12 protein-coding genes are annotated in these 17,002 nt (G+C 70.7%); 7 read left to right on the top strand and 5 right to left on the bottom strand.

What is annotated here, in order from left to right:
- Nucleotides 1-40: 40 nt before the first annotated feature.
- From rsgA to ACFWBT_RS33570, 4 genes are all read right to left on the bottom strand, one after another.
- Complete coding sequence (gene rsgA, locus ACFWBT_RS33585) at nucleotides 41-1,156, bottom strand: ribosome small subunit-dependent GTPase A (protein ID WP_385706759.1); 1,116 nt, start codon at nucleotides 1,154-1,156, stop codon at nucleotides 41-43.
- A gap of 506 nt (nucleotides 1,157-1,662) precedes the next feature.
- Nucleotides 1,663-3,162, bottom strand: coding sequence for a cellulose binding domain-containing protein (locus tag ACFWBT_RS33580; protein WP_385706758.1), 1,500 nt, complete (start codon nucleotides 3,160-3,162; stop codon nucleotides 1,663-1,665).
- A 419-nt stretch (nucleotides 3,163-3,581) separates the two neighbouring features.
- Nucleotides 3,582-4,904, bottom strand: coding sequence for a radical SAM protein (locus ACFWBT_RS33575; RefSeq protein ID WP_266763660.1), 1,323 nt, complete (start codon nucleotides 4,902-4,904; stop codon nucleotides 3,582-3,584).
- A gap of 71 nt (nucleotides 4,905-4,975) precedes the next feature.
- The gene (locus ACFWBT_RS33570) at nucleotides 4,976-5,638 is read right to left on the bottom strand and encodes a pyridoxamine 5'-phosphate oxidase family protein (protein WP_385706757.1); all 663 of its coding nucleotides are present in this window, start codon (nucleotides 5,636-5,638) and stop codon (nucleotides 4,976-4,978) included.
- A gap of 210 nt (nucleotides 5,639-5,848) precedes the next feature.
- Between ACFWBT_RS33570 and ACFWBT_RS33565 the strand changes: the two genes are divergently transcribed.
- On the top strand, nucleotides 5,849-6,733 hold the full coding sequence (locus tag ACFWBT_RS33565; RefSeq protein ID WP_385706756.1) for an alpha/beta fold hydrolase: 885 nt from the start codon (nucleotides 5,849-5,851) through the stop codon (nucleotides 6,731-6,733).
- Between the two features lie 21 nt (nucleotides 6,734-6,754).
- Here ACFWBT_RS33565 and ACFWBT_RS33560 read toward each other — a convergent pair whose 3' ends face one another.
- Nucleotides 6,755-7,762, bottom strand: a complete 1,008-nt coding sequence (locus ACFWBT_RS33560; protein ID WP_385706755.1) for a hydroxyacid dehydrogenase — start codon at nucleotides 7,760-7,762, stop codon at nucleotides 6,755-6,757.
- Nucleotides 7,763-7,938: 176 nt separating this feature from the next.
- Here ACFWBT_RS33560 and ACFWBT_RS33555 point away from each other — a divergent pair, with 176 nt between their 5' ends.
- The 6 genes from ACFWBT_RS33555 (at nucleotide 7,939) to ACFWBT_RS33530 (ending at nucleotide 16,961) form a co-directional block, all read left to right on the top strand.
- Nucleotides 7,939-9,189, top strand: coding sequence for an FAD-binding protein (locus ACFWBT_RS33555; protein WP_385706754.1), 1,251 nt, complete (start codon nucleotides 7,939-7,941; stop codon nucleotides 9,187-9,189).
- Nucleotides 9,190-9,381: 192 nt separating this feature from the next.
- Nucleotides 9,382-10,632 (top strand): ROK family transcriptional regulator, encoded by a 1,251-nt coding sequence (locus tag ACFWBT_RS33550; protein ID WP_385706753.1) that lies wholly within the window; start codon nucleotides 9,382-9,384, stop codon nucleotides 10,630-10,632.
- Between the two features lie 250 nt (nucleotides 10,633-10,882).
- Complete coding sequence (locus ACFWBT_RS33545; RefSeq protein WP_385706752.1) at nucleotides 10,883-12,145, top strand: ABC transporter substrate-binding protein; 1,263 nt, start codon at nucleotides 10,883-10,885, stop codon at nucleotides 12,143-12,145.
- A 20-nt stretch (nucleotides 12,146-12,165) separates the two neighbouring features.
- A complete protein-coding gene (locus ACFWBT_RS33540; RefSeq protein ID WP_385706751.1) occupies nucleotides 12,166-13,131 on the top strand; it encodes a carbohydrate ABC transporter permease in 966 nt (321 codons plus the stop codon).
- Nucleotides 13,128-14,012 (top strand): carbohydrate ABC transporter permease, encoded by an 885-nt coding sequence (locus ACFWBT_RS33535; protein WP_385706750.1) that lies wholly within the window; start codon nucleotides 13,128-13,130, stop codon nucleotides 14,010-14,012. Before ACFWBT_RS33540 ends, ACFWBT_RS33535 begins: the two co-directional genes overlap by 4 nt.
- Before the next feature lie 12 nt (nucleotides 14,013-14,024).
- On the top strand, nucleotides 14,025-16,961 hold the full coding sequence (locus ACFWBT_RS33530; RefSeq protein ID WP_385706749.1) for a glycoside hydrolase family 2 TIM barrel-domain containing protein: 2,937 nt from the start codon (nucleotides 14,025-14,027) through the stop codon (nucleotides 16,959-16,961).
- Nucleotides 16,962-17,002 lie beyond the last annotated feature (41 nt).

The following is a 17,002-nucleotide window of genomic DNA, read 5'->3' as shown; positions in this document are numbered from 1 at the left end:
GGGGCACCTGTGCCCCGCACCGCACCCCGCCCGCTCCCGGCTACCAGCGGCCGCGCTTGGCCTCCATCGCGGCGCGCCCCTCCGCTCCCTTGCGCTTCCAGTCCCGGCGGATCTCGGCGCGCACTCGGGCGTCCGTCTTGGCGACGATCCGCTGGTTCTCGCGGAGCAGCTTGCGGTAGCTCTCGAGCCGCCGCTCCGGCAGATCACCGGAGTCGACGGCCGCCAGAACCGCGCACCCGGGCTCGGCCACATGGGCGCAGTCCTGGAAGCGGCAGTCGGCGGCGAACTCCTCGATCTCGGAGAACACCTGCCCGACGCCGCTCTCGGCGTCCCAGAGACCGACCCCGCGCAGCCCCGGGGTGTCGATGAGGACACCGCCGCCCGGCAGCGCGAGGAGGTTGCGGGTCGTCGTGGTGTGCCGCCCCTTGCCGTCCATGTCGCGAGTGGCCTGGACGTCCATGACGTCCTCGCCCAGCAGCGCGTTGGCCAGGGTCGACTTGCCCGCTCCGGACTGCCCGAGCAGGACCGCCGTGCCTCCGGCGAGCACCGCTTCGAGGATGTCGAGCCCCGCCCCGGTCGAGGAGCTGACGGCGAAGACGGGAACTCCCGGCGCGGTGGTCTCCACGTCCTCGACGAGGTGCGCGAGGGTCGCCGCCTCCGGCACCAGGTCGGCCTTGGTGAGGACGACCACGGGCTGAGCTCCGGACTCCCAGGCCAGCGCGAGGAAGCGTTCGACGCGGCCGAGGTCGAGTTCCACGGCGAGCGACACGGCGACGACCGCGTGGTCGACGTTGGCCGCGAGGATCTGCCCCTCGGACCGCTTGGAGGAGGTGGAGCGCACGAAGGCGGTACGTCGCGGCAGATACGCCCGTACGTAGCGCGGGTTGCCGGACGGTTCGACGGCGACCCAGTCGCCGGTGCACACGACCCGCATCGGATCGTGCGGTGTCACGAAGGCCGTGTCGGCGCGGATGAACCCGTCGGCGGTGACCACGTCGCACTGGCCGCGGTCGACCCTGATCACCCGTCCGGCGACGAGCCCTTCGGAGTCGTAGGGAGCGAACTCGTCCGCCCAGGCGTCGTCCCAGCCGTAAGGAGTGAGCGGGGAGAGACCCAGGGAAACGGACGGAGTCGGAAAGGTGGAGCTGGAAGTCAAGGGAGACCCTTCACAAGGGCGGCCCCGGCGACGCGCACTGCGGCGCGAAGGAAGAGGAAGGTCAGCCGGCGGCCACGGAGGTGGACTTGATGAACTTCTGGATGCGGGCAGTGCCCTTCACAGAGACAGCCATCGGTCACACCTCCTGGAACTCACTCAGCCGACAGACGGCGACCACCGGTCGCCTGGGAACGAGACAACCCTAGCCGGAGGTCTCGGTGGGGGCCACTTCTTTTCCGTCGAGGTGCCCCGGAGCGGAGCGGCCGTGCCCCGCCACGCCCATGGACTGCCGGATGCCGACCCCGTGGGCGAAGCGGCTCGGCCGACCGGCAGAGCCGGCCCAGGGCGTGGCGTCGGCCGTCGTGGTGGCGAGGTCCTTCCCTGTACCTTGCCCTCCGCGACCGGGCGCTTCGGCTTCGCCCCGGGCGCCGGGTCGCGTGCTCGATGCGCGTCGCGTCCGGGCCGTCGGGTCCTCGGTCGAACCGAGGGATCGACGGGCCGACGCGTCAGTGAGCGGTCGTGCAGCGGTCGCCGTTGACGGTGAAGGCGTCCGGGGCCGAGTTCCCGTCCTGCCAGGTGCCGTTGAAACCGACGGCGAAGGAGCCGCCCGCGGCGACCGACTTGTTGTAGTCGGCGGCGGTCGCGGTCACCCGGGAGCCGTGCTGGTCGTACGTGCCGTCCCACATCTGCGACACCCGCTGGCCGTCGTCGAAGGTCCAGGCGATCTGCCAGGAGTCGAGGGCCTCGACGGACGTGACGGTGACGGTGGCCTGGAAGCCGTCCGGCCACTCGCTGACGATGTCGTAGGTCACCTCGCAGGACGCGGCGCTCTTCGTGGAGTCCGCGGGCTTCGAGGAATCCGGGGTCTTGTCGGCGGCGCGCGCCGAGGACGAGGAGGTGCCCTGGGGCTCAGGATCGGATTTCGAGCCCGTCTCGGCGCTCGGGGCCCCGGGCTCGGGCGAGACGAGCGAGCCCGCGCCGCGGTTGGTCGCCGACGGGGACACCACACCCGGGTCGGCCACCGGTTGACGGTCGGCCGAGCCACCGCGCGCTTCGGCGCCGCCGTCGTTTCCGGCGCCGAAGGGCATCAGGGAGACGGTGAGCGCGAGGCCGGAGACGATGACGGCGGCGACCAGCAGTCCGGTGCGGCCGATCCGGGGCGCGTCGGCCTTGGCCTCGGCGATACCGGTGTCCACGGCCGCGTCCGTGCGCCCGCCGGCCAGCCCGGCTTCGGCGGCGCGGCGCCTGCGTTCCAGATAGGCGAGGCCGCCCCAGCCGATCACCCCGCCCGCGAGCGCCGCGGGCAGCCCGCCGCCGTGCAGCCGCAGACAGCCGGCCGCCTCCGCGCACTCCACACAGCGGGCGAGGTGCTGCGAGAGGTCGTCGGGCGTCGCGGCGCCCGGTGACCGGGTGACCGCGTCGAGGAGCCGGGCGTAGCTGCGGCAGTTGGTGTCCATCGGGGTGTCGAGGTGGTTGCGATGGCACCGGTCCCTGAACAGCGCCCGCACCTGGCCGAGTTCCTCGGCGGCCGCCACCGGGTCGAGACCCAGGCGCCGGGCCACCGCGGGCAGCGGGAGCGCCTCCACCTCGACCAGCCACAGCAGGGCCGCGTCGGCTTCCTGAAGATCCCTCAGGCCGCGCAGCGCGATCGGGCGGTGCAGGGGAGGTCCGGTGTAGCGGGCGGCCTTCTCGGAGTTGAGCCACAGCCTGAGGTCGGGGTCCAGACGGGGGCCCTGACCGTGCGTCTCCCAGGCGGCCGCGGTGGTCCGAACCGAGTTCAGCAGCAAGGGGATCCGGGGCAGCCGGGGGGTTCTGCGGCCGGTATTCTTCGAGCGGACCCCGACCGCGCGCGCCTCATGGATGCCATGGGTGAACGCCTCGGTGGCCAGCTGGGTGGCCGCCGCGGAACCCGATGTGCACAGATCGGCGTACGACAGGACCGCGTCCCAGCATTCCGAGAACAGCGCGGCCTCGGCGGCATCCTGGGGGGTCGGCAGGTCTGGCATGGGGGGCTCCTGCATCCACTGCTTCCATGTACAACGTCACACAACGCCCAACTCGCCTTGTTTCACTGGGGAGTTGGAGACCGTCTCAACAACGGGCCAGAGCCTTTCACGGTTTCGACACAACTGACAAGCGGCGTATTCACATCGCGTGGTCGCGCGATCACACGGTGGACGCGCCGGGCTCCCGGCGCCCCGAGTGTCGTACGGACCGCGGGCCGTGAGGGACCGATGGCCTCAACTTTCACAAGACCCACCACTCCCCCCCGCCGGTGCGGCTCCGACGTGGCGCGGAACGGGCACGGTGCGACGCGGCGCACGGCACAGCGGCACAGCGGCACAGCGGCACAGCGGCACAACAGCGCACGGCCCGGACGTTCGGATGACGTCCGGGCCGTGCGGGTGCGCCTCGGGGGCGCGGGTCACACCTGGGTGGCCGGCTCCTGCGCGGGAAGGCTGTCCATGAAGGAGCTGACGGAGAAGACCGCGCGGCCCGGACCCGGCTCTCCGTATCCGGGCGGCGACTTGAGCCCGAAGTCGTCCATCGTGGCGCGGTAGGCCTCGAGCAGGCGGATGTGGTACTCCAGCGGCGCACCCTGCGGGTTGGCCTTGCCGAGCGGCGTCGTCGGCTCCGGGCACCAGGTGGTGAAGCGGGGCGTGATGCCGTGCGACATGAAGAAGCGCAGCCCCTCCGTCGTCGACGCGATGGCCTCGTCGACGGTGGTGAAGCCGAACGGCTCGGCCATCTCCACGCCCGCGACGAAGTTGGGGATCACATTGCGCGCGCCGAAGATCTCGGCGGAGTCGAGGATGCGCTTGTGCCACTCGTCCCTGCCGACGTAGCGCTCCTTGCCGGGGCAGTACAGCTCGAACAGACGGCGGTCCCACACCTCGTAGTTGGGGTGGTAGATCTGCACGCCGTAGTCCTTGAACCGCTGCACGTCGTCGCGCGGCAGGGCCTGGGCCACCACCTTGCCGATCCAGCGCCCGGGGAACCGCTCCTCGATGGCCTTGGCGTAGTGCCCGTAGAAGTCGGCCTCGTCGCGCCCGGCGACCGTCTTGGTGATCGCGCCACCGGTGAGGGTGTAGGCCGTCGACGCCTTCGCGGTGTCGTAACGGTCGATGATCTCCAGCGCTTCGAGGACCTCCTCGACGTCCTTCACACCGGTGTACGGCCGGCCGGCGGCCTTGTGCTGGCGCCAGTTGTGGTTGATGTCGCAGTACTGGCACTCCTCCTTGGCGCCGAAGTACTGGCACACGCGGAAGACGGTGAGGTAGATGAGGTACCCCCACTGGATCGTCGGGGCCACCTCCATCACGGACTTCCCGTTCGAGAGGGTGTGCCGGTAGTACTCGGGCATCGGAGGCACCCCGACGTCGGAGATCCGCTTCCCGTCGAGGTACAGCCCGAGGACGCCCTCGTCGTCGGCGGCGACGCGGTACGGCGAGGCGGGGTTGACGCGCACGGACACGACGGTGCGCCGCAGGTCGTACGGGCCGCCGGTGAGGATGATCTCCTCGGGCGGGCGCCGGAGCGCGGCCTCGCCCAGCTCGGGCAGGGTGCCGTGGTCGAAGGAGAAGATGAAGTACGACTTCGGTTTGACCTCACCGCTCTCGTTGTCGCTGAGGGCGGACGCGTCGAAGGCCATGCCCCCGCGGAGCAGGTCCTCCTTGAAGACGGCTTCCCGCGGCACGTGCGGGAACCGCTCCATCAGATCCTCGACCAGCGCGGTGCGGCTGCCCATCCCGTTCTCCTCGCTCCCGACCTGCTTCGCCTGTCGTGTTCGACTCCTCACGGTATGCCCCCGCCCGGACATCAGCCGTGCCGGGTCCCCTCGCGCCGCGCGATGTGCGCGGGAGCGGGCTGTCCGGGCGGCAGCAGCGGGTCCGGCTCGGGCGCGCCCCAGACCGAGGTCAGCGGCAGCGTGCCGGCCCACAGACCGAGTGCGGCGTCGGGCCCGTCCCCGTCGTCCGGGGCGCCGCTGCGGATCTTCACGGATGCCTCTTCGAGGGAGAGCGCGAGCAGGGCGGTCGCGGCCAGTTCCTTGCGGCTGGGCCGGCGGGCGTAGTCCCACTGTCCGGGCGTGGCGTGCTCGGTGAGCCGCCGCAGCGCCTCGGTCTTCTCCTCGGGGTCGGTGACCCTGCGGGGCACTCCGTGGATCATCGCGCTCCGGTAGTTCACCCCGTGCTCGAACACGGACCGCGCCAGTACGAGTCCGTCGACGTGCGTCACGGTCACGCACACCGGGGTGTCGCCGGCCAGGCTCCTGCCGGCCACGGACCCGTGGACGTACAGATCGCGCTCGCCCCGCCCGTACACCGTCGGCACCACCATCGGCCGTCCCTCGACGATCACCCCGAGATGGCAGATGAAGCCCGCGTCGAGGATGGCGTCGAGATCGGCGCGGTCGAGGCTGCCCTGCTCGCGCAGCCGGCGGTGGCGGGTGAGGTCGGTGTCGGGGAGGGGTCCGTAGGCCATGGTCACGAGAATACCGATATCGCAGGGGAATGGGCCATAGAATGACTGAATCGACACACCAAGGTCACCAGGACAACGAAATCCGCATCAAGTGCAGCACGCAGGTCGTTCGGGACGGCGGGGCGCCGACGGTCGGCCCTCCCGGTTCGCGCACCCGATCCCCGGAAAACTCGTTTGCTCCGTCCGGGCGCCGCTGCGAGAGTCGCGGCCATGTCTGCCTTCACCGCGTACGACGGGACCGAGCTGAGCTTCGAGGCCTACGGGGACGGCTCGCCGGTGGTGTGCCTGCCGGGCGGACCGATGCAGGACTGCGGGTATCTCGGAAATCTGGGCGGCCTGTCCGGGCACCGGCGACTGATCATGATGGACCCGCGCGGAACCGGCGGCTCCGCGATCCCCGAGGACCCCTCCTCGTACCGCTGCGACCGGCTGGTCGACGACGTGGAGGCCCTGCGCGAGCACCTCGGCCTCGACCGGATGGACCTGCTCGCGCACTCCGGCGGGACGAATCTGGCGGTCCTCTACGCGCAGCGCCATCCGGACCGCGTGGCGCGGCTCGCGCTGATCACGCCGAGCGTCTACGCCGTCGGGATCGAGATCGCCCCGGAGGTCAGGACGGCGACGGCCCGGCTGCGGCGCGACGAGCCGTGGTTCCCGGAGGCGTTCGCGGCACTGGAGGCGATCGTCGGCGGCAACGGGGACGCCGACGCGTTCCGGGCCATCGCCCCTTTCTGGTACGGGCGTTGGGACGAGACCGCGCGGGCGCACCGGGCCACGGAGGACGGGCACAAGAACCACGAGGCCGCGGCCCGTCACATCGACGGCGCGTTCGCCCCGGACGAGACCCGGGCGGCGCTCGGCCGCCTGGCGTGCTCGGTGCTGGTGCTCGCCGGTGAGGTCGACCTGAACTCCCCGCCCCCCGCGATGGCCGCCCTCGCCGCCCTGTTCCCGCACGCCGAACTGGTCGTTCAGCCCGGGGCCGGGCACTTCCCGTGGCTCGACGACGCGGAACGGTTCGTGACGACGACGGCGGCGTTCCTCGCCCGTCCGGCCTTCCAGGAGCCTCTCGCCGGCCGGCTTCGCCCCACCGGGTGAGGCGCGCTCCGGACACCCGGGTCAGGCGGCCCGCGCCAGTCCCTCCAGGTCGATCCGGTGCGCCGGCTCCCTTCCCGACAGCAGGCGTTCGATCTCGTCCAGCACGGTCAGGCCGAGCCGGGCGACCTCGTTGCCCTGGGAACCGGCCAGATGGGGCGTGATGAAGGCGTTCGGGAGGTCGTACAGCGGGGAGTCGGCGGGGAGCGGCTCGGGGTCCGTGACGTCGAGGATCGCGCTGATCCGTCCGGTGCGCAGCTCCTCGACGAGGGCGTCGTGGTCGACCAGGGCGCCGCGAGACGTGTTGACGAGGACCGATCCGGCGGGCATCAGGGCGAGTTCGCGGCGGCCGATCAGATGCCGGGTCTCGGGGGTCTGCGGGGCGTGGACGGTGACGATGTCGCTGCCGCCGAGCAGGGCGTCGAGCGGCAGCAGGGGGACGCCGAGGGCGGCGGCCCCGGCCTCGTCGACGTAGGGGTCGGCGAGGCTCACCCTCAGGTCGAAGGGCCGGAGCAGTTCGATGAGGCGCCTGCCGATGCGGGAGGCGCCCACGATGCCGACGCGGCGGCCGAAGTTGCCGATGCCGGGCAGGATGTCATCGCAGGGGAAGCTCCGCTCGGTGCGCAGCCGGTCCCGGTACGCGAAGGCGTTCTTGCCGGCGAGCAGGATCATGGCGAGCGTGTACTCGGCGACGGGCAGCGCGTTCGCGGCGGCTGCCGACGACACGACGATCCCGCGCTCCCACACCTCCGGCGTGGCGAAGCCCTTCACGGAACCGGCGGCGTGCAGAACGGCACGCAGCTTCGGGGCCGCGTCGAGCGCGTCGCTGTCGAGCGCGGGGCATCCCCAGCCGGTGATCAGGATCTCGGTGGCGGTGAGGCGGGCGCGTACCCGTGGATCGGTGAAGTCATGGGCCACCAGGGAGAGATCGATGTCCACCAGCTCGCGCAGCCGGGCGAGTTCGTCCGGAGGGAAGATCCGCGTCACGTTCTCGGCGGTCATGGCGAACATCGCCACAGGACGCTGGGGCAAGGAGGTGGCCTTCCGGTTCGGCGACGCCAACGACAGCAACCGCTCTCTACGGTAGGTCGCGGCACGTGAGAGGGTCAACGGACAGGTCTGCCACCTGGGCGGACGGGCAGGGTACGTTCCCCGGGTGGTCGTCACACGGACCACGCACGGCGACTTCCCGGAGAGGGACGACAAGGATGACTCGGACCCTGACCAACTGGGCCGGCAACATCACGTACGCGGCCGAGGAACTGTACCGGCCCTCCTCGCTCGCCGCGCTCCGCACGCTGGTCGCGGAGAGCTCTCGCGTGCGCGTGTTGGGCAGCGGGCACTCCTTCAACGAGATCGCCGAACCGGGCGCGGACGGCGTCCTGCTGTCGCTGACCGCGCTGCCGCCCGCGGTGGACGTCGACACGACGGCCCGTACGGTACGGGTCTCGGGCGGCGTCCGTTACGCCGAACTCGCCCGCCGGGTGCACGGGCACGGGTTCGCGCTGCACAACATGGCCTCGCTCCCGCACATCTCCGTGGCGGGCTCGGTCGCCACCGGCACCCACGGGTCCGGCGTCACCAACGGGTCGCTCGCCGCCGCCGTGCGCGAGGTCGAGCTGATCACCGCGGACGGTTCGTCCCTGACGATCGGCCGGGGAGACGAACGCTTCGACGGTGCCGTGACCTCGCTGGGCGCGCTCGGGGTGGTCACCGCGCTCACCCTCGACCTGGAACCGGACTTCGAGGTGAGCCAGCACGTGTTCACCGAACTCCCCCTGGAGGGGCTGGACTTCGAGGCGGTCGCGGCGTCGGCGTACAGCGTGAGCCTGTTCACGGACTGGGGCCGTCCCGGCTTCCGGCAGGTGTGGGTCAAGCGGCGCACCGACCGGCCGGTGACCGACTTCCCGTGGGCGGCGCCCGCGACCGAGGCCATGCATCCGGTGCCGGGGATGCCCGCGCGCAACTGCACCGAGCAGCTCGGCGTCCCGGGCCCCTGGCACGAGCGGCTGCCGCATTTCCGGGCCGAGTTCACCCCGAGCAGCGGAGCGGAGCTGCAGTCCGAGTATCTGCTGGCGCGCTCGGACGCCCTGGCCGCGCTGCACGCCCTGGACGCGATCCGTGGGACGATCGCGCCGCTGCTGCAGATCTGCGAGGTGCGGACCGTGGCCGCCGACCGTCAGTGGCTGAGTCCGGCGTACGGACGGGACACCGTGGCTCTGCACTTCACCTGGGTGGAGGACACGGAGGCCGTCCTGCCGGTGGTGCGGCGGGTCGAGGAGGCGCTGGAGCCGTTCGAGCCTCGGCCGCACTGGGGCAAGGTGTTCACCGTGCCGCCCGCGGTGGTGCGCGGACGCTCGCCGCGGCTGGCCGAGTTCAGGGCGCTGGTCGGCGAACTCGACCCGGCGGGGACGTTCACCAACGCCTTCGTGGGGGACTTTCTCCACCCCCTTTCCTAACCCCTTGTCGAAAGTCCCTCCCAGGCCATAGCCTTGCGCCGCGCCGGGGCCGACGGGCCTCGTCACGGCACGGAGGGACCGAGGGCAGCGATCGGTGCCGTGCCGTCCCGGGGCGCGCCCCGGACCCCGGCCCGGAAGATCTGGTCGGCCGACGCGCCCGGTACCCGGTGCGCGGAAGCGAGGGGGAGCCCCATGAAGCGCGGCACATCACGCGACATCCGTACCGCGAACCGTTACGAGGTGCTGCGCCAGATCATCGCGGAATCGCCCACCTCGCGGCAGGAGTTGGCGACGGCGACCGGGCTCAGTCTGGCCACGGTCGCCACGCTCGTCGGTGAGCTGCTCGATCTGCGGATGCTGACCGAGGTCGGGTTCGAGGACTCCGCGGGCGGCCGCCCGCGGGGGCTGGTGGCGGTCAACGCGACGGGGGGCGCCCTCATCGGCGTCGACATCGCGGAGACGTACGTCCGCGTCGAGCTGTTCGACCTCGCCCTGAACGTGCTCGCCCGCGCCGACGAGGACATGCGCCCGGGTGAGAGCCGCCCGGAGCAGGTCGTCGGGCATGTCGCGGCCGCCGTCGGCTCGGTGGTGGCGCAGGCCGGGGTGGAGGGCGCGCGCGTCCTGGGCGTGGGCGTCAGCGTCCCCGGACAGGTCGACCGCGACAGGGGGGTCGCGGAGTACGCGCCCAACTGGGACTGGCACGACGTGCAGTTGCTCGATCTGCTCGCGGAGCACATCGCCTACCCCCTGTACCTCGACAACCCGCTGCGCGCCTGCGCCGTCGCCGAGCTGTGGTTCGGCGCCGCCCGTGGACGCGGTGACGCCGTCGTGGTCAACCTGGGCACCGGCGTGGGCGCCGGTCTGGCGCTCGGCGGCGGACTGCACCGCGGTGTCAGCAACAGCGCAGGCGAGTGGGGCCACACCACCCTCGTCCTGGACGGCCGGCCGTGCCACTGCGGCAACCACGGCTGCGTGGAGACGTACGTGGGCGCCCCCGGGATCATGCTGAATCTGCGGGAGTCGAACCCCGGCAGCAGCCTGCTGCACCCGGAGGACCAGACCGCAACCATCGACGCCCTCGCGGCGGGAGTCGCCGCGGGGGACCCGGTGGCCCTCGAGGTCGTGCGCGACACGGCCCGTTATCTCGGCGCCGGGATCTCCGACCTGGTGAACCTGCTCAACCCCGAAGTGGTCGTGCTGAGCAGTTGGGTCGCGGCCACGCTCGGGGAGCCGCTGCTGCGCGAGGTGCGCGAGGCCGTCGCCCGGCACGCGCTGCGGCGCCCCTTCGCGGCCACCGAGATCGTCCTGTCCCCCATTCCGACCGACCCGGTCTGCCTCGGCGCCGCGACGTTCGCCCTCGAAGGAGCGCTCCAGTCGGTCGGCCAGCGGCCGGCCGCCAAGCGGGCCACCCCCGCACGGAGCCGTACGGCACCGTCCGCCTGACGACGCACTCGGCACCCTCGGCACGGTCTGCCCCAAAGAGCTTCGCCTCAAGGTGAGTTGAGGCATCGCGGTCCACCCCGGAGGTGGACCGCGACTCCGTCGTGTCCGGTATCCCGAACCCCCGACAACGCTTCGCACCGACTTCGTCCAACCCCTTGCCGAAGCATTAGCAGAAGGTTAACGTCCCGCACCGCACCGCGAATTCGAGCCGCAGCCGCACTCAGACCGCATCCAGGACAAGGACGTCACCATGTCGGCAATGAGCAGCAACTGGGACCGTCGATCCGTATTGGGGGCCGCCGCCGGCCTCGCCGCCCTCGGGCCACTGGCCGCGTGCGGCAGCAACAACGGACGTTCCGGGGGCGGGAGTTCGGGCAAGGAGCTGGTCCAGTACTTCCACGCCTACGGGGAGGCGGGCACCGAGCAGGCCATCAAGAAGTACGCGAAGGCCTACGACAAGGCCCAGGTGACCACTCAGTGGATCACCGGCAGCGACTTCGAGAGCAAGCTGTTCGCCTCGCTGCTCACCAAGAACGCGCCCGACCTGTTCGAGTTCCACCCGCAGATCCAGCTCGTCAAGAGCGGCCAGGTGGCGGACCTCAGCGACATCATCGAACCGGTCAAGGACGACTTCAACCCGGCCGACATCGCCTCGCACACGGTCGACGGGAAGACGTACGGCGTCCGGATGATCGACGACCCGCAGTTCTTCTTCTACCGGCCCTCGCTGCTGGAGAAGGCCGGCGTCAAGGTGCCGACCACCCTCGACGAACTCATCGAGGCCGCCGCGAAGTTGACCACCGGAAAGGTCAAGGGCCTGTTCATCGGCAACGACCTGCACGCGGTGATCAACCCGATGATCTGGTCGGCGGGCGCCGACACCCTCGACGACAAGAACCAGATCGCGTACCACACCGAGGGGGTCAAGGAGGGCCTGAAGAAGATGCGCAAGCTCTTCACCAGCGGCCACCTGCTCCTGGACGCCCCGGCCGACTACTGGGACCCGTCGGCGCTCAACCAGGGCCTGTGCGCCATCCAGTTCTGCGGGATGTGGGCGATGCCCCAGATGCAGCAGGCGCTCGGCGACGACATCGGGGTCTTCGCCTTCCCCAAGGTCACCGACGACGGCAAGCCCTCCGTCTACAACGGCGGCTGGTCGATGTTCGTCAACGCCAAGGGCAGACACGTCGACCTGGCCAAGGAGTACGTCAAGTGGCTCTGGATCGAGCAGAAGAAGTACCAGGAGGACTGGTCGCTGTCGTACGGCTTCCACATACCGCCGCGCTCCTCGCTCGCCGCGTCCGCCACCAAGCTCAAGTCGGGCCTGCCCGCCGAGGGCGTCAAGCTCTTCAGCGAGTACGGGCACTTCGACAACATCGGCTGGACCCAGTCCATGATCACCGCCCTTGAGGACGTCTTCGCCAACTCCGTCCGCAAGGACGGGGACCCGGAGGCCGCGCTCGACAAGGCCGACGTGACCGTCAACCGCGAGCTCAAGAAGCTCTTCGGATAGACCGACGGACGGGCTGCGACATGTCGATCACCACCCCACGCGGAGTCTCGCGCCCCGCCCCGGCCAAGGCCCGCGCGGCCCGGCCGCGCCGGGGGCTGCGGGGCGGCAGCACCCTCAACTTCTGGCTCTTCACCGGTCCCTTCCTCCTCGGCCTGCTCGTGTTCGTGTACGTGCCGATCGGCTGGAGCCTGTGGCTGAGCTTCTTCGAGGCGCGCTTCACGGTCACCCCGGACACATTCGTCGGCTTCGACAACTACCGGCAGATGCTGGAGAACGGCAACTTCACCGGGGCACTGGTCACCTTCACCGTCTTCGCCGCGTTCATCGTGCCGCTGACCTGGGCGCTCTCCCTCGGCCTGGCGATGCTGGTGAACCGGCTGCGGTTCATGCGGGCGTTCTTCCGGTCGGTGTTCTTCCTGCCGACCGCGTGCAGCTATGTCGCCGCCTCGCTGATCTGGAAGATGTCCATCTTCAGCGGGGTCCGCTTCGGACTGATGAACACCGTCCTCGGCTGGTTCGGGATCGAGAACATCGCCTGGCTGGCCAACCCCGATCCGCCCTGGTACTGGCTGGTCATCGTGACCGCCCGGCTGTGGCTCCAGGCCGGTTTCTACATGATCCTCTTCCTGGCCGCCCTGCAGAACATCCCGCCGGAGCTGTACGAGGCCGCCGCGATCGACGGTGCCAGGCCCGGCTGGCAGACCTTCCGCCACATCACCCTGCCGCAGCTGCGCGCCACCTCGACGGCCGTGATCCTGCTGCTCCTGGTGGCCGCCTACCAGGCCTTCGACGAGTTCTTCAACCTGCTGTCGAAGACCACCTGGGGCCGCCCCCCGCTCGTCGAGCTGTACTACACGGCGCTCGGCCAGGCCCAGGACTACGGCGCGGGCAGCGCGGGCGCGGTCATCCTCACCCTGCTGATCTGCATGGTGACGCTGCTCCAGGGCACGTTCATGGGATTCGGACGCGGGGAGGAAGCCGAGTGACCGCCGTCACGGAAGGCCGGAAGGCCCACGCCGCGCCGCCGAGGAAGCGCGGAGGGAACCGGCGCCTCGGCAGCACCGGCCTGTACATCGCCACAGGGGTCGCCGGCCTGCTGTTCCTCGTCCCCTTCTACCTGCTCGTCCGCAACGCGCTGTCGACCGACGCCGAAATCACCGGCGAGAACTGGCAGTTCTTCCCCACCGATCTCAAGTGGGGCAATGTCGGGGAGCTGTTCGACGACTCCACCGTGCCCTTCGCCCGCTCCCTGTGGAACTCCGCCGTCGTCGGTGTGCTGCACACCCTCGGCACCCTGCTGGTCTGCTCGCTCGCCGGCTACGGCCTCGCGCGCATCCCGTACAAGCACGCCAACAAGGTCTTCTACGGAGTACTGGTGACCCTGATGGTCCCCTCCGCCGTCACCTTCGTCCCGAGCTTCGTGCTGGTCTCGTCACTCGGATGGGTGGACAGTCTTCGCGGTCTCATCATCCCGGGGCTTTTCAGCGGTTTCACGTGCTTCCTCTTCCGGCAGTACTTCTTGGGGTTCCCGAAGGAGCTGGAGGAGGCGGCGCGCATGGACGGGCTCGGCCACTGGGGCGCTTACTGGCGCATCGTCGTGCCCAACTCGCTGAACTTCTTCGCCGCTATCGCGACCATCACCTTCATCAGCGGCTGGAACGCCTTCCTGTGGCCGCTGGTCATCGGCCAGAACCCCGATGCGTGGACGGTCCAGGTCGCCCTCTCCTCGTACATGACGAACCAGACCGTCAACTTCCATCTGATCTTCATGGCCACGGCCATTTCCATCCTGCCCCTGGTGTTCGTGTTCCTCTTCCTCCAGCGCTGGCTGGTCCAGGGCATCGCGCAGACCGGCATCAAGGGCTGAACTAGGAGACGCATGTCCTTCCGCACCTCCCCCGGACCACCGGCCTCTCCCCCGTCCGCCACCGACTACGTCGAGGACGTCTCCCCCGGCAGCGGCGCCCTGCCGCCGCGCGCCTGGTACCCGGCCTCGGACGCCAGGTCCTTGTCACTGAACGGCAGTTGGAGCTTCCGGCTCTCGCCCACCGCCGACGCCGAGGACGACTCCTTCGCGGCCGAGGGGTACGAGGCCGGGGGCTGGGCCGAGGTCCGGGTCCCCGGCCACTGGGTGCTGCAGGGCCATGGCGCGCCGATCTACACCAACCACCTCTACCCGTTCCCGGTCGACCCGCCGCGCGTGCCGACCGAGAACCCGACCGGTGACCACCTGCGCCGCTTCGACCTGCCGTCGGACTGGCCCGCGGACGGCGGTACGGTCCTGCGCTTCGACGGCGTCGAGTCCTGTGCCCGGGTCTGGCTGAACGGCACGGACCTCGGCGAGTTCAAGGGCTCCCGGCTGCCGCACGAGTTCGCCGTGGGCCGGCTGCTGAGGCCGGGCGGCAATGTGCTCGCGGTCCGGGTGCACCAGTGGTCGGCGGGCTCCTACCTGGAGGACCAGGACCAGTGGTGGCTGCCGGGCATCTTCCGGGACGTCACCCTGCTGCACCGCCCGGTGGGCAGCGCGCTCGACTTCTTCGTGCACGCCTCCTACGACCACCGCGAAGGCCTGGGGACCCTGCGCGTTGACTCCGACGTCGACGGGCGGGTCCTCGTGCCCGCCCTGGACATCGATGTCGGCACCGGCACGGCGGTCACGGTGCCGGTGCTGCCGTGGACGGCCGAGACGCCCCGGCTCTACGACGGCGAACTGGTCACGGAGGGCGAGCGGGTCCCGCTGCGCGTCGGCTTCCGTACCGTCGCGCTCGAAGACGGTCTGATCAAGGTCAACGGCAGGGCGGTCCTCTTCAAGGGCGTCAACCGGCACGAATGGCATCCGGAGAAGGGCCGCGCCCTCGACCCGGAGACCATGCTCGCCGACGTGCTGCTGATGAAACGGCACAACATCAACGCCGTGCGCACCTCGCACTACCCGCCGCACCCCGCCTTCCTCGACCTGTGCGACGAGTACGGCCTGTGGGTCATCGACGAATGCGACCTGGAGACCCACGGCTTCACCGAACAGGCGTGGCGCGACAACCCCGTCGACGACGCCCGCTGGACACCCGCGCTGCTCGACCGGGCGGCGCGCATGGTCGAACGCGACAAGAACCACCCGTCCGTCGTCATCTGGTCCCTCGGCAACGAGGCCGGTACCGGGCGCGGTCTCACCGCCATGGCGGAGTGGATCCGGGGTCGCGACGGCTCACGCCTCATCCACTACGAGGGCGACATCGACTGCCGTGACACGGACGTCTATTCGCGCATGTACGCCCCTCACGCCGAGGTCGAACGGATCGGCCGGCGCCTGGACGGCGGCGGCCGACGGCGCCGCGAACTCCCGTTCATCCTCTGCGAATACGGACACGCCATGGGCAACGGCCCCGGCGGCATCGCGGACTACCAGGCCCTCTTCACCTCGTACGACCGCGTCCAGGGCGGTTTCATCTGGGAGTGGATCGACCACGGCGTCCAGGACGAGCGGTACGGGTTCGCGTACGGCGGTGACTTCGGCGAGGAACTGCACGACGGGAACTTCGTCTGCGACGGACTTCTCTTCCCCGACCGGACACCGTCCCCCGGGCTCGTCGAGTACAAGAAGGTGATCGAACCCGTCCGCATCGACGGCGGGGCCTCGTCCGACGCGTCCGACGCGTCCGACGAGGGCCGGGCGCTGGGCTCGGACGGCACCGTACGCGTCACCAACGGGTACGACTTCGCGGACCTCTCCGCCCTCGCCTTCGAGTGGTCGTACCAAGTGGACGGCGAGACCGTCGAGTCGGGCCCGCTCCCGGTGCCCGCGCTGGCAGCGGGTGAGTCGGCCGACGTCAAGCTGCCGACGCCGCCCGCGGACCCGCGGGGCGCCGAGAGCTGGTGGACGGTCCGTGCGGTGCTGGCCGAGGAGACGGCGTGGGGGCCGCGCGGCCATGTCGTCGCCTGGTCCCAACTGGCGCTCTCGGAGCCGGTGTTGCCCCGCCTGACGCCGACCGGCACTCCGCTGCCGGGCGGACGGGTGATCACCCTCGGGCCGGGCACCTTCGACGCCCGCACCGGTGCGCTGCTGACGATCGGCGGGGTCGAGGTCACCGGCCCGCGGCTGGACGTGTGGCGCGCCCCGACCGACAACGACAACGGTGCGAGCTGGCAGCCGGACGCCCGTTACGGAACGCTCTGGCGCAAGCTGGGCCTGCACCGGATGCGGCACCGGCTGGACGGGGTGGAGCCGGGCGACGACGCCCTGACCGTACGCACCCGGGTGGCGCCCGCGGCCTGGGACATCGGCCTGCGCACGGTGTACCGGTGGACCTCCGACGGCACGCGGCTGCGGCTGACCGTGTCCGTGGCCCCGGAGGGCGACTGGACGCTGCCGTTGCCCCGGCTCGGCGTCCGGCTCGGGCTCACGGGCTCCGCGGACCGGGTGACATGGTTCGGCGGTGGCCCCGGCGAGGGCTATCCGGACACCAAGTCGGCTTCCTTGATTGGCCGTTGGGAATCGACGGTCGACGAGATGCAAACCCCCTACGTGCGCCCGCAGGAGAACGGCGCCCGGCCCGATGTCCGCTGGGCGCGGATCGGGGGCCTGCGGATCGAGGGCGACCCGCCCTTCTGGTTCACCGCGCGCCGCTGGACCACCGAGCAGCTGGACGCCGCGGACCATCTGCCGGATCTGCGGCCGGGTGACACGGTCTGGGTCAACCTCGACCACGGTCAGCAGGGCATCGGTTCGCAGTCGTGCGGCCCCGGCGCGCTTCCCCCGTACCAACTGCGCGCCAAGCCCGCGGAGTTCTCGTTCGTCTTCTCGGAGATCCATGACTGACACCGTCATACCGACCGCGGCCGGACGGCTCTTCAGCCGTC

The sequence above is a fragment of the Streptomyces sp. NPDC060027 genome (assembly GCF_042737005.1).
Taxonomy (GTDB): domain Bacteria; phylum Actinomycetota; class Actinomycetes; order Streptomycetales; family Streptomycetaceae; genus Streptomyces.
The sequence above is the reverse complement of the archived record's forward strand: the minus strand, read 5'-3'. Positions and strand labels throughout refer to the sequence as shown.

Excerpts from the sequence above, each read along its gene's own strand:
- ACFWBT_RS33530 (WP_385706749.1), top strand. The coding sequence starts at position 14,025 with ATGTCCTTCCGCACCTCCCCCGGACCACCGGCCTCTCCCCCGTCCGCC.
- ACFWBT_RS33550 (WP_385706753.1), top strand. The coding sequence starts at position 9,382 with ATGAAGCGCGGCACATCACGCGACATCCGTACCGCGAACCGTTACGAG.
- ACFWBT_RS33545 (WP_385706752.1), top strand. The coding sequence starts at position 10,883 with ATGTCGGCAATGAGCAGCAACTGGGACCGTCGATCCGTATTGGGGGCC.
- ACFWBT_RS33565 (WP_385706756.1), top strand. The coding sequence starts at position 5,849 with ATGTCTGCCTTCACCGCGTACGACGGGACCGAGCTGAGCTTCGAGGCC.
- ACFWBT_RS33555 (WP_385706754.1), top strand. The coding sequence starts at position 7,939 with ATGACTCGGACCCTGACCAACTGGGCCGGCAACATCACGTACGCGGCC.
- ACFWBT_RS33540 (WP_385706751.1), top strand. The coding sequence starts at position 12,166 with ATGTCGATCACCACCCCACGCGGAGTCTCGCGCCCCGCCCCGGCCAAG.
- ACFWBT_RS33570 (WP_385706757.1), bottom strand. The coding sequence starts at position 5,638 with ATGGCCTACGGACCCCTCCCCGACACCGACCTCACCCGCCACCGCCGG.
- ACFWBT_RS33575 (WP_266763660.1), bottom strand. The coding sequence starts at position 4,904 with ATGGGCAGCCGCACCGCGCTGGTCGAGGATCTGATGGAGCGGTTCCCG.
- ACFWBT_RS33580 (WP_385706758.1), bottom strand. The coding sequence starts at position 3,162 with ATGCCAGACCTGCCGACCCCCCAGGATGCCGCCGAGGCCGCGCTGTTC.